Origin of the sequence: Segeticoccus rhizosphaerae, assembly GCF_009192725.1 — a bacterium.
In the GTDB taxonomy this organism is placed as follows: Bacteria; Actinomycetota; Actinomycetes; order Actinomycetales; family Dermatophilaceae; genus Segeticoccus; species Segeticoccus rhizosphaerae.
Genome location: NZ_VOHR01000094.1, coordinates 1 through 12080, shown reverse-complemented (window position 1 = coordinate 12080; position 12080 = coordinate 1). Strand labels below are relative to the sequence as shown.

The following is a 12080-nucleotide window of genomic DNA, read 5'->3' as shown; positions in this document are numbered from 1 at the left end:
GAGCTCCAACCGGACCCCGGCCTGGGCGACGAGGCCGGTGCGGGCGAGCAGCTGCTCGACCTCGCCGCGCACGTCCGCGGCGTTCCACCCCGACCGCCGTGCCCCCAACCGGCTCAGCACCCTGGAAACGGCGGCGGCACGATCCAGCGCGCCGATCGGATACCCGGCCGGCACCGTGTCCGGCAGCGGGCTGTCCTTGCCGGGAGGGTCGCTGGCGTGGGGGGAACGGCCTGCCGGAACGTCGTCGGCCGGTGTTGGTGTCGGTGGGACGAAGCCGAGACCGGTCAGTTCCTGGACCCACCGTTGCGCCAGCTCCGTGCCGTCGCGCGGGACCACCTTGTCCGGGCGGGCCTCGGCCCACGCCCGGGCATCCCAGGACCGCCGCAGGCCCGGACCCGGCTCGACGCCCGGATGCCCGGTCCGCCACTGCGCCTCGTACCGGTCCACGTTCCGCCCGATCTGCGCCGCGCGGGCGCTGAACGGGCCCGCGTAGCCGGCCAGCTCCGCGATCTCGCCGGACTCGGGTTCGAGGGTGTATCCACGGGCGGCCAGCGCAGCGCGGAAGCCGGGATCGGTGATCACGGCGGCGTGGCCGATGCCGTTGATCGCCTCCAGGCTGTCACGCACCCCAACGGTGTGCAGGCCCCGCCACCGGCCCGCGGCCAGCACTCGCGCGTTGACCTGCAGGTGCAGATGTCGATGCGGATCCCCCGCCCGCGACGTGTAGTGCCGCACCACCACCGCCTCGATCCCCTGCACCGGCACCTGGGCCTGCCGGCCCCGCGGCCCCACCCGGGTGGTCGCATGCTGGGCCAGCCAGCCGATGATCTGGGCCGCGGCCCGGTCCTGCGCCGCGTCATACGCCCGCGAGACCTCCGGGTCGACCGCGGCCGCCAGCGACCAGGTCTTCGGACCGTTGACCACCACCTCCACGAACCGCACCGCGTGATCGTCGGCGCGCAGCCGACCCTTCGCACCCCCGGTGACCGGGTCGCGGCCGGCGACCCACGCCTCATAGGTCTCGCCGGACAGTGAACCGGCACGGCGCACGCCGTCGGGTGTGGCCAGGTAGCGCTCGGCCAGACCGGTGCCCTCGGCCAGGTAGTAGTCATCGGCCCGGGACCGGTCAGCCTCCAGGTAGTGACGCGCAGCAGCAGCAGCACCGCGGTAGACCTTCATCCCACCGTGCATTCTCGCCACCATTCAACGACAACCAACAAATGCCCTAGAAATGCGAACACGGACCGCCCAAAGGCGATCCGTCCCACTGACCTTTGTAGCATACGTGCCGCAACATTTGGGCCTTGAAATGCCTTGTGCGTAGGGAGTTTTCAGGAGTGTCGAAGTGGTCGTCGATGGTCAACGATATTCAACGAACTTGGGATTCCAGGGCGCATCTGCGAGGTCGATTACGTCAACGACGTTGATGAACTGGGCCAATACGCCGTGATGCTGGACATTACAATTTTGGCTCACGCGTCCCTTATGCCTCTGACAATTCACGCCCGGTCCGGAGCCGGCGCGGCGGGCCATCTTGCGCCGCGGGGCAAGGCCCGGTTCGCCTAGCTCGTGGCGCACCGCCACCGTCGCTTAAGGACAGTCATGGTGGTGGGCATGAGGGTCCGGGCAACGGCCCAGATGGCCGCTCCGCCGGGGCGTCCGGCGAGATGCTGGTCGTACCGACCTCGCTCGAGAGCGACGCTCCAGTCGGGGGCCGGTCGACAAGCGCACGCCTACCCGCCGGACTAGGCGTCCTGCGTCAGGCTGGCTCGGATATCCTTGATCCGCCGGTACAGCCGCATCGGATGTTCGGGGACCGCCAGGAACCCATGGTGGGCATAGAACCGAGCTGCCGCATCATCGATGGCGTCCACCACGACTAGCCGAGCAGCCGCGGCCTCACCGGCCGCCACGGCCTTGCGTAGCGCCTCGGCAAGCAGGAGGCCACCCAGGCCCTCCCCCTGACGACCGGCGTCCACCGCCAGTCGGGCGAGCACGGCCACGCCAACGGGGTAGCCCGGCAGTCCACGGACAAGTTGCCGCGGCGCGTCGGAGCGCAGCACCGACCCCATCGTCAGGCTGAAGTAGCCGACGACAGCTTCCTCCTGGATCAGGACGAACGTTCGGGCCGAGTCCATCCGCTGTGACGACAATGCGTGGCTGCGAAGCCACCCATCAAGCGCCTCCTGGCCCGATCGGAACGTGGAGACGTCGTGATCTGCGCCGAGTCGCTCCAGACACAGATCGCTCACGCCTCGGGCAGCTTCGGGTGCCGCTGAAAGAGGTCGCGCAGCTCCGCCACCGCCGTGGCCGGCTTGTCCAACTCCGCCATGAACCGATCAAACGCCTCATTCGACAGCGTCACGTCGCGGCGCTGCTCGATGACCGACGCAGCCCGCGCGGTCACGGTGTCGAGCAGGAAGGAGGTCACCGTGGCATGCTCCAGGTCCGCGGCCTCGCGGATGAGAGCATCCTGCTCCGGAGTCACCCGCACCTCCAGCCGATGCCGCTTGGGAACGTGAACAGCTGCGTCACTCATGCAGACATCATACCTTGTCCGGACGGCGTCCGGACAGATTGCTCCAGGCGTCGGTGATCGGGACGTGGCCAGCGATGTCAGCCGCGGAGGATGGCAAGGAGCTGTGCGTAAGTGCCGGCGAGGTCCCCGTCGACCGTGGTGATCACCCGAGTGCCCGGCCGCGCCGCAATGACGGCCAGCACCTCGTCGTGCGTCGCGGCGAGTTGCTCCCTTCCACCGCAGCGGCGTTGCAGTTCAGCGGCCTCCTGGTGAGCCGGGTCCACCGAGTCCTCCGAGCGACGTTCGAACCGGCGCACGACATCATCCCGGTCGCTGACAAGCGCGATCTCGACGAACTCGGCACCGAGGTCAACGGCGAGCCCGTCCAGGGTCTCAACGAAGTCCAACCGGCCGAGGTACTGCGGTACCACCACGTCGTGACCGGCGCGCAACTGGCTGCTGGCCATGGCCACGGCAAGCTGGCGAGCCAGCAAGCCAGACTCCATGGGCTGGTCGAGCCAGCGCCCAAGCATCCCGCGCACTTGATCGACATCCAGCACCAGAGCCAGCGGATGGTCCTCAGCGAACCGGCGCGCCAGGGTCGTCTTGCCGCTACCCGGCGCCCCGTTCAGCAGAATCAGTCGGGACACCCCTGCACCGTACGACCCGGCTTCCGGCCACTACGGCGGCCAACCTTGTCCAGCCGCCCCGCCGCCTCTCATGCCGGCGGCGAGGACGTGGACGGGATGCCTGGACGGACCATGACGAACCTCATGGACCATCCCGCCGACGGACCTGTCGCGACACCCACCGAGCGGCGATGGCAGAGCTTCAACGGGTCACCGCAAGCGAATCGCTTCATGCTCGCTGGGCAACACTGGGGCAACACGAGAGCCAGAAACTGCCCATTTCGGCCAACGTCGCTCCAGCATCAAAACCCGGCCTGACCTGCACTTTCGTCGAATTTCAGCGCCGGTCAATCATCGTCGGATGGCTCTCCGGAGGCGGGAGCGCAGGTTCGAATCCTGCCGGGGGCGCCACCTGAATTGCCACGCTGACCTGCGGTTTTGCCGCTTCGTCGGCGTCGAAGGTCTTGTTGCGCTGCGCGCCGGCCGGCGTGCGGTAGTGCGCCCGCCAGGTGACCTGTCCGTCGCGGAGGCGCTTCTCGATGCTGGCCATGGGTCATTGTCCCCTCGACCGCCCACAGGTGCCGAGCCTCATGGCCGGTCCGAACCTTCTTGTTCGTCCCGCTCCACAACCGTTGGTGCTGGTCACGCAGTGAGCTCTCGGATCGCTCATCGACTTCTCCTCGATTGGCCACGGACGCTCGTGGCGGGGTTCTGACTCCCGTAAGGGCGGGGCTGGGTCCTCCGTGCTCAGCTGGACGCCACTTGTCTGTGGCTGCCGTGAGCGGGCGGCTCGGATACCCCACTGCTGTTCACCGGCTACCGGGAGTGCACTTTCCGAAAGGTCTCGCCGAGCGTCTTCGACTCACCTTTTGTCACCGGCTTCGTTACATGTAACATAACGATATGACCAGTACACGTGAGCGGGTCCGCGAGCACCGTCGGCGGTTGCGCGCGCAGGGACTCCGACCCGTCCAGATCTGGGTCCCCGACGTGCGCGCACCCGAGTTCGCCGCGCAGGCTCACCGTCAGGCGGCCGCCGTCGCTGCCAGCGAGCACGAGGCCAGTGACCAGGCCTTCGTCGACGCCATCTCGGTCGATTGGACCGCTGAACCGCAGCCCGGCGAGTGAGGCGAGGGGACATCCACGTGGCAGCGGCGCGCGGTGCCTACACGGGCAAGCCAAGGCCGGTGGTCATCATCCAGGACGATCGATTCGACGCAACGGCCTCGGTGACGGTCTGCCCGATGACCACCAACCAGGTCGACGCGCCACTGATCCGGATCCCCATCCCGTCCAACCCCAGCACCGGGATCGAGCAGCCGAGTCAACTCATGGTTGACAAGATCACGACGATGCCCAGAGCGAACGTACGCGAGCGGGTTGGCCAGCTCGCCGATACCGATCGCGTCCGCCTCGACCGCGCACTCGTGGTTTTTCTCGGCCTTGCCGATTGATGGAGCGACTTCGTATTGACCGCTTCTGAGCCACCACTAGAGCTCGCGGCGGCGGTGCTCAGGCGTCTGTAACGCTTCCGTGTCCGCGCCCATGTTACGCTGTCGGTGGTTATCGATGCCCCCTGCGCCATGAGGATCGGTTACGGTCGCGTGTCGACACGCGACCAGCATCCCGAAGCGCAGCACGATCGGCCACCCCGGCGGGAACGGCTACCCGCCCGACACCGCGGCCCCCGGTGAACTTCAACGATTCATGTCCTGGCACGGTGACCTGCCGTTGCCCGAACAGGCGCGCAACTCCCGGATGGTAGGCCTGGCCGACCACGTGTTCGACGTTCGGGCACGGGCTAACTACTTCGACCTGAAAAACGCTGTCTCCAGCTGAGGAAGGCGTCTGCTTGCCCGGGCGGATGGGCGGATGGGCGGATGGGCGATGGCAACATTCCAGGCGGTCTATCACGCGAAGACGCGCGAGCCGCATTCGCAGATGCCATCAACAACATCACGGGTGTCAACACGGACTGCGGTGACGACGACCAAGTTGATGCGTCGTCGAACTACTCCGGTTACACCTCACTAGAGTCGAACATGAATAGCAGCGGAGACTGCCTGTCTCGAACCATATAAGCATGTGGGATGCTAGCGATCTCAGTACCAGCGTTCTCGCCAAAACTTGCTGGTGGTCGCCTGGAAAGCATCTACGTCGCCTGGAAAGCATCTACTTGGTGGGGCGCTGATCCTTCTCCCGGCTGAGGGTCTCGGCCGGGAGAAGGACCGGGTTACGGTAGGGCCTCATCCAGCCGGCCTCAGTGCGGTCGCCACGAAACGCCCGCCGTCGCAGAACATCTCCACCGTCAGCGGGCGGCCTTGGCGTAGCGCGGGGATCATGAGCTTGGCGCTGCGGCCCCCGATCGTCTGGTTGGTCACCCGGATCTTGAGGCTGAGGCTGGCGTACTTCTGCAGGGGCGGGAAGGTGCCCCGATCGGCCACGAACGTGATGACGTAGGGAGGCGGCGCGATCTGTCCTCTCCTGCCGGATACCTTGTTGACCGCCGTGAACTGCCCCGAGGCAGCGAAATGGCCGGATGCGGTGCAGGCGACCGGCTGGTACAGGACGCGTAGGTAGTCCGGCAGCACCGTGAGCTTCCCATTCACCCAGACATCACCGTTGGTAAAGAACGCGGTCTTGAGCGGCACGCCGGGGATCTTGAAGGCCGACATGCTCGCGCTGCCCGATGGGCCGTCCCCGTCGTCACAGCTGGGCTCATGCGCCACGCCCACCTTCTGCCCGGCTCGTGGCGTGCGAAGCAACTCGCCGACCGTCGAGTACGTGTTGCCGTCAAACTTCAGTTCGGCTGCGCAGGCCGCCTCGGAGACGCCACCGCGCTGGGTCGCGACCCAGGACCACACGCCCACGCCCCCCGCGGCCACAACCGCGGCCGCGGCCGCCGCCGCCCAGCGCCGTGACCACCGGGGGGCCGGCGAACGCCGAACGGCTTCTGCCGGTTCACCGGGCCGCTCCAGGGATTGCCACCGGTATTTGAGCGCCCCGTCCGCGGCCTCCTTCAGCTGCCGGCGAAGATCGTCCTCGAACTTGGTCATCATTGACGCCCCCTCGGGGGATACGGCGCTGGATCTGCGGTGGGATCGGCTTGGCCCAGCCGGGTCCGCAGTTTCGGCAGGGCTCGATGGATCACAGACCGGACGGTTGCCCGGGAGCAGGTGAGCACGGTGGCGATCTCGTCGTCGGGCAGGTCCGCGTAGTACCGCAGCACCACGGCGGTGCGCTCTCGGTCGCTCAGAGCCTTGAGCGCCTCGAGGAGCAGGATCCGGTCCTCGGACTCCTCGAGCTCATGGCTGTGCGGCGGATCCACCAGGCGGGGCATTGCTCTGCTGACGACGGCGGCGTGCCGCCCACGGCTGCGATGTTCGTTGACGATGGCACGGCGGACGTAGTGCGCCGGGTCAACGATCCCGTGCATGCCTCGGGCGGCAAGCCGCGCGAAGACCGATTGGACCAGGTCGTCGGCCTCGGCGACCTGGCCGCCCGTCAGCAGATAGGAGAACCTGACCAGGGCCGGCCCGTGCTGGGCCGCGAACTGTCCCAGGTCGTCGACCCGTGTCGAGTCGCCTCCTTCGATCTCCCTCACACCCTATAGACGCGCCAGAAGCCAATACTGTTGCGAACTCTGCATGAGATCGACCTCAACCCGGATCCCCCTCCTCCGCGGCGCGTCGGGCGGGTAGAGCAGTACTGATGCGCAGACCCGAACACGAACACTACGACATGCAAACAAATCCTTTCGGCCTCGGTGCATCGTCACGTGTCTCGGCCCAGAACGACCGCTTCTGAGGCGCCTCGCACTGCCTGAGGTGAGCATCCCGCACGAGGATCGGCCTACCGGGAGAGGTCGGGGGGATCCTGGATCCGGGCGAGGTGGCCGAACCTGGCCCGAACACCGCCCACCTGATCGCCGAGTCCGTCGAGCAGGCCCGCGACCAATGGGTCGCCGCAGCCGCCTATGTCGCGCCCACGCCGCCGAACTCGCCGTGCTCCCCCAGCGCCAGGTGCGCACGGTGCACGGTTTCGCCCTGGGCGCCGTAGACGTAGGTCAGCTCGACGTTCTCGCGGGATAGGGCGCGGGGAGGGTGCGCTGCCCGCCTCGACCGGTCACCGTGAGGGTGGCGTCGGCGCCGATGCCGGTGACGGTCCAGGTCTCCCGGTTGGCGACATCCAGGCCGCGGTCGTTGCGGCGGGTCGCCACCTGGTCGCCGACCCCGACCCGCTCGCCCGCTGCGGTGGTGACCGCGTTGTCGTCGTCGACGCGGCCGGCGGAGACCCGCCGGTCCCGGATCGCGGCGTTGAGTGTCGCGACCTGCTCGCGGGTGTCCGCGATCCGGTCCCGGGCCGATGCCTACTACCTAGCCGAGGGCAGCGGCCTGGGGCAGCACGAGTGCCAGAAACAGCCGATTTCGGCCAACGTCGCTCCAGCATAAAACCCGGCCTGACCTGCACTTTCGTCGATCTTCATCCCCGGTCAATCATCGTCGGATGGCTCTCCGGCGACGGGAGCGCAGGTTCGAATTCTGCCCGGGGCGCAAGAGGTCCAGCCCTCGCCGCAGCGAAGGGCTGGACCTTTGCGCGCTCCGGTCAGCGCTGGCTGGCGTCGCTCACCTCGCCCACCAGTTCCTCGAGCACGTCCTCGAGGAAGACGACACCGGTGACCGTGCCGTCCGGGTCGACGACGCGCCCCAGATGTGCGCCGGTGCGCTGCATCGTGGTGAGGACGTCCCGCACCTCGTCGCCGGCCGAGACCGTGGCCAGGCGCCGGACGCGCTTGGCCGGGATCGGCTCGTCGTGCTGCGCGTCATCGGCATACAGGATGTCTTTGAGGTGCAGGTAGCCGCGCAGGTCACCGCTGCGGTTGACGCAGGGATAACGCGAGAACCCCTTCTTGGCGATGAGCCGCTCCATGTCGTCGGGGGTGGCGCCCACCGGCAGGACCACCAGCTGGTCCAGGGGCACCGCGACGTCCGCCGCGACGCGGTCGCTGAACTCCAACGCACCGCTCACGAGCCCGTGCTGCTGCTCCTGGATGAACCCCTTCTCGCGACTCTCCGCGACGATGGACTGCACCTCTTCGACGGTGAACGCCGACGAGATCTCGTCCTTGGGCTCCACGCGCATCAGACGCACGAGCCCCTTGGCCGCCAGCTCCATCAGCCGGATGAGCGGTCGCAGCGCCCGCGTCAGGTAGAGCAGGGGCGGGGCGAGCATCATGGCTGCCGCGAAGGGGCCCGCGATGGCGAGGTTCTTGGGCACCATCTCACCGATGACGACGTGGAAGTAGGCCACGATCAGCAGCGCGAGGACCAGGGCGACGGGGTGCGCGAGTCCTTCGCCGAGGCCGAGGTGGTGCAGCTGTGGTGCGATCGCGGTGTGCAGGGCCGCTTCGGCGACGGCCCCGAGCCCCAGCGAGCAGACCGTGATGCCCAGCTGCGCGCAGGCCAGGAGTGACGCGACCTGCTCGAGGGCTTGCAGGGCCAGCTTCGCCCGCCTGCTGCCGGCGGCGGCCTTGGGCTCGAGCTGGGCCCGTCGTGCCGTCATCACCGCGAACTCCGACCCGACGAAGAACGCGTTGCCGAGCAACAGCAACAGCGACACCCACAGGGCAGTCCCGCGGCTCATGGGTCGGTTCCCGCCTCGTCGGCCGACGGGTCTGCGGGTATGTCGGTCCGCGCCTGCCCGTCGTCCCTCGCCCTGGTGCGGGACAGGGACGCGGTGGGATCCGTGGGGACGAACCGCAGCCGGTCGATCCGCCGCCCGTCCATCGCGGTCACCCGCACGATCCACCCGGGCACCGGGACCTGGTCGCCGACGGTGGGCACCCGGCCGAGCGCGGCCATGATGAAACCGCCCACCGTCTCGTAGGCGGCGCCATCAGGCACCGGCGCTCCGACCTGGTCGCGGACCTCGTCCGGGCGCCACATGCCGGGGACGGTCCACGAGCCGTCAGCCATGGCACGGCCGGTCGTCGCGCCACGGTCGTGCTCGTCGCTCACCTCGCCGACGATCTCCTCGATCACGTCCTCGAGCGTCACGACGCCGGACGTGCCGCCGTACTCGTCGACGACCACCGCCAGCTGGAATCCGGCGGCACGCAGGAGCAGGAGCAACGGGTCGAGCCGGATCGTCTCGGGCACCAGCAGCGGGTCGGTCATCAGGGCCGAGACCGGCACCTCGGCCCGGCGCTCGTGCGGCACCGCGATGGCCCGCTTGACGTGCACCAGCCCGTCGATGTCGTCCCAGTCGTCCCCGATCACGGGAAACCGCGAGTGCCCTGTCTCGCGCGCCAGCAGCAGCACGTCGGCGGCAGACGCGGTGCGAGGTGCGGCGGTGCAGCGCACCCGGGGGCTCATCACATCGGCGGCGGTCTGCTCGCCGAAGATCAGCGAGCGCGTGACCAGCCTGGCCGTCCCTGGCTCGAGGGTGCCCGCTTCCGCCGAGCGGCGCACCAGCGACGACAGCTCCTGCGGGGTGCGGGCCGCCGACAGCTCTTCCTGCGGGGTGATGTGCAAGGCCTTGAGGATCAGGTTGGCCGAGCCGTTGAGGAGAACGATCAGCGGCCGGGTGAGGACCGAGAAGATCCGCACGGGCACGGCGACCACCTTTGCCGTCTGCAGCGGCGCCGAGATGCCGAGGAACTGGGGCAGCAGCTCGCCGCACACCATCGAGAACGCGGTCGCGAGCACCAGCGCCACCGTGGTCGAGGTGGGCGCCACTGCTCCCTCGGGCAGCCCGACGGCCCGCGCCGGCGCCTCGAGCAGCTTGCCGACGGAGGGCTCCACCAGGTAGCCGACGACCAGGGTGGTCAGGGTGATACCGACCTGGGCGGCGGACAGCTGGGTGGACAGCTGCCGCAGCGAGGTGAGCACCGGCCCGGCCGCCTGGTCGCCCCGGGCACGAGCGCGCTCCACGGTCGGCCGGTCCAGTGCCACCAGGGAGAACTCGGCGGCGACGAAGAGCGCGGTCCCGGCGGTCAGCACGACCCCGGCCAGGACCAGTAACCACTCCGTCATAGTGCGGCAATCGTAGGGGGGCCGCGACGGCCTTGACGCATTGTACGGTGCTTCCTAATATGGCCGTACAAATCTCCGGTGATCGGAGCCCCGTGCACGTGCCACCCCGTCGTCCCGGCGAGAGCGCCTACCGGGTGCTCGCCCAGGCCCTGCGCGACGCCATGCGGCAGCAGCGCTTCGGTGACGACCAGCCTTTGCCGACCGAGCTGTCCCTGGCCGAGGAGCACGGCCTCTCCCGGCAGACGGTGCGACGGGCCTATCAGGACCTGGTCGCGGAGGGTCTGGTCTACCGGGTGCCGGGTCGTGGCACGTTCGTGACGGCACGCGACCACCGCTACGGCCGGTCCTTCGCCTCGGTCGAGGACTTGATGAATCTCACCCTCGACACCGAGCTGGAGGTGGTCAGCCCACTGGTCGGGGGGTATGACGCGTCCGCGGCGGTCCGCTTGGGTCTGGAGACCAAACACCTCTACCTGACGTCGTTCCGCCGGCTCCACCGGGGCGAGGCGTTCTGCCTGACCCACGTCTACCTGCCGTCCCGGACCGGTCAGCAGCTCGAGCACCTGCCCGAGGTCTCCGAGGTCGGACGACGCAGCAAGGTGACCGTCATCGGCCTGCTCGAGGCGCGCGGCAACGACATCGCCTCCGCGGAGCAGGTGATCAGCGCGGTGGCAGCGAAGCGGGCACAGCACCTCGCGCTCGGCTGCGCCTTGGGGTCACCGCTGCTGCACATCGAGCGGGTCTACTTCGACCCTCGCGGCGAGCCGCTGGAGGTGGCCGTCAGCGACTACCTTCCGGAGCACTACAGCCACCGGATGCGCCTGGGGCGGGGGTCCGGTGTCCATGACTGAGCATGCGGCGAGTCGCCCGAGCCGCCTTCCCCTTCCGCTCGCGGGGACCACGGTGGTCTCACTGGAACAGGCGGTGGCCGCGCCGTTCGCGACCCGACAGCTGGCCGACCTCGGCGCCCGGGTGATCAAGGTCGAGCGTCCCGGCGCCGGTGACTTCGCCCGGGGCTACGACGAGACAGTGCGCGGGATGTCGAGCCACTTCGTCTGGCTCAACCGCGGCAAGGAGTCCATCGCGCTCGACCTCAAGAGCGAGGCGGGTCGAGCGGCCGTCCACCGCCTCGTGGACACCGCCGACGTCTTCGTGCAGAATCTGGCCCCCGGTGCCGCGGAGCGCCTCGGTCTGGGCGCGGAGGTCCTGCGCGCGGCCCGCCCGGAGCTGGTGCACTGCTCGATCTCCGGCTACGGCGCCGGTGGGCCCTACACCACCAGGAAGGCCTACGACCTGCTGGTCCAGTGCGAGGCCGGCCTGCTGTCGGTGACCGGAACCCCCGATCAACCGGCCAAGGTCGGCATCTCGGTCGCCGACATCGCCGCCGGGATGTATGCCTACAGCGGCATCCTCACGGCGCTGCTTCGCCGTGGGCGCACCGGTGACGGCGCGACCCTCGAGGTGTCGATGCTCGAGGCGCTCGCCGAGTGGATGGGGTTCCCGATGTACTACGCCGAGTACGGCGGCGCGTCCCCGACCCGCAGCGGCGCGTCCCACGCGGCGATCGCGCCCTACGGCCCGTTCCACTGTGCCGACGGCGACCAGGTCTTCCTCGGCATCCAGAACGAGCGCGAGTGGGCCGTCTTCTGCTCCGACGTCCTGGGTGACCCCGCCCTCGCGGCCGATGCAGAGTTCGCCACGAACACCCACCGGGTCGCCCACCGTGACCACCTCACCGAGCGGATCGAGGCACGATTCGCCACGCTCCCGGTGGGCGAGGTGGAGCGCCGCCTGGAGGCGGCCGGGATCGCCAACGCACGGTTGCGCGACCTCGCGGGCCTGGTCGGCCACCCCCAGCTGCGAGCCCGCGACCGCTGGCGCGAGGTGGACACGCCCGTC

The 12080-nt window shown here is 68.9% G+C and carries 14 protein-coding genes; 4 read left to right on the top strand and 10 right to left on the bottom strand.

Going from position 1 to position 12080, the window contains the following annotated elements; translation table 11 throughout:
* The 5 genes from mobF to FRW57_RS09820 form a co-directional block, all read right to left on the bottom strand.
* The coding region (gene mobF, locus FRW57_RS09840; RefSeq protein WP_152185915.1) for a MobF family relaxase at nucleotides 1-1191 on the bottom strand (1191 nt) is incomplete at its 3' end.
* A 554-nt stretch (nucleotides 1192-1745) separates the two neighbouring features.
* The gene (locus FRW57_RS09835; protein ID WP_137122755.1) at nucleotides 1746-2138 is read right to left on the bottom strand and encodes a GNAT family N-acetyltransferase; all 393 of its coding nucleotides are present in this window, start codon (nucleotides 2136-2138) and stop codon (nucleotides 1746-1748) included.
* A gap of 110 nt (nucleotides 2139-2248) precedes the next feature.
* Complete coding sequence (locus tag FRW57_RS09830; RefSeq protein WP_137122756.1) at nucleotides 2249-2539, bottom strand: type II toxin-antitoxin system TacA family antitoxin; 291 nt, start codon at nucleotides 2537-2539, stop codon at nucleotides 2249-2251.
* A 77-nt stretch (nucleotides 2540-2616) separates the two neighbouring features.
* On the bottom strand, nucleotides 2617-3168 hold the full coding sequence (locus FRW57_RS09825) for an AAA family ATPase (RefSeq protein ID WP_137122757.1): 552 nt from the start codon (nucleotides 3166-3168) through the stop codon (nucleotides 2617-2619).
* 316 nt (nucleotides 3169-3484) lie between these two features.
* The gene (locus tag FRW57_RS09820) at nucleotides 3485-3697 is read right to left on the bottom strand and encodes a hypothetical protein (RefSeq protein ID WP_137122758.1); all 213 of its coding nucleotides are present in this window, start codon (nucleotides 3695-3697) and stop codon (nucleotides 3485-3487) included.
* A 353-nt stretch (nucleotides 3698-4050) separates the two neighbouring features.
* Here FRW57_RS09820 and FRW57_RS09815 point away from each other — a divergent pair, with 353 nt between their 5' ends.
* The gene (locus FRW57_RS09815) at nucleotides 4051-4275 is read left to right on the top strand and encodes an antitoxin MazE-like protein (protein WP_137122759.1); all 225 of its coding nucleotides are present in this window, start codon (nucleotides 4051-4053) and stop codon (nucleotides 4273-4275) included.
* Nucleotides 4272-4601: a type II toxin-antitoxin system PemK/MazF family toxin gene (locus FRW57_RS09810; protein WP_137122760.1), complete on the top strand. Its 330-nt coding sequence runs from the start codon at nucleotides 4272-4274 to the stop codon at nucleotides 4599-4601. The genes FRW57_RS09815 and FRW57_RS09810 overlap by 4 nt, the downstream gene beginning before the upstream one ends.
* A gap of 792 nt (nucleotides 4602-5393) precedes the next feature.
* On the opposite strand, the gene FRW57_RS09805 is transcribed toward FRW57_RS09810, so the two are convergent.
* From FRW57_RS09805 to FRW57_RS09790, 5 genes are all read right to left on the bottom strand, one after another.
* Nucleotides 5394-6206 carry a DUF6281 family protein gene (locus tag FRW57_RS09805; RefSeq protein WP_137122761.1) on the bottom strand — a complete coding sequence of 271 codons (813 nt, stop codon included), beginning with the start codon at nucleotides 6204-6206 and terminating at the stop codon, nucleotides 5394-5396.
* The gene (locus FRW57_RS09800; RefSeq protein WP_137122762.1) at nucleotides 6203-6751 is read right to left on the bottom strand and encodes a sigma-70 family RNA polymerase sigma factor; all 549 of its coding nucleotides are present in this window, start codon (nucleotides 6749-6751) and stop codon (nucleotides 6203-6205) included. The genes FRW57_RS09805 and FRW57_RS09800 overlap by 4 nt, the downstream gene beginning before the upstream one ends.
* 462 nt (nucleotides 6752-7213) lie before the next feature.
* Entirely contained in the window at nucleotides 7214-7366 is a 153-nt protein-coding gene (locus FRW57_RS23150) for a hypothetical protein (protein ID WP_162308246.1), read from the bottom strand.
* Nucleotides 7367-7752: 386 nt separating this feature from the next.
* Complete coding sequence (locus tag FRW57_RS09795; protein WP_137122763.1) at nucleotides 7753-8790, bottom strand: hemolysin family protein; 1038 nt, start codon at nucleotides 8788-8790, stop codon at nucleotides 7753-7755.
* Nucleotides 8787-10181, bottom strand: a complete 1395-nt coding sequence (locus FRW57_RS09790) for a hemolysin family protein (protein ID WP_137122764.1) — start codon at nucleotides 10179-10181, stop codon at nucleotides 8787-8789. The genes FRW57_RS09795 and FRW57_RS09790 overlap by 4 nt, the downstream gene beginning before the upstream one ends.
* 59 nt (nucleotides 10182-10240) lie before the next feature.
* On the opposite strand from FRW57_RS09790, the gene FRW57_RS09785 reads away from it, so the two are divergent.
* Together FRW57_RS09785 and FRW57_RS09780 are read left to right on the top strand one after the other, a co-directional pair.
* Nucleotides 10241-11032, top strand: a complete 792-nt coding sequence (locus tag FRW57_RS09785) for a GntR family transcriptional regulator (RefSeq protein WP_152185914.1) — start codon at nucleotides 10241-10243, stop codon at nucleotides 11030-11032.
* Nucleotides 11025-12080 (top strand): CaiB/BaiF CoA transferase family protein (locus FRW57_RS09780; RefSeq protein WP_152185913.1); only part of this gene is annotated, 1056 nt, incomplete at its 3' end. The genes FRW57_RS09785 and FRW57_RS09780, both read left to right, overlap by 8 nt.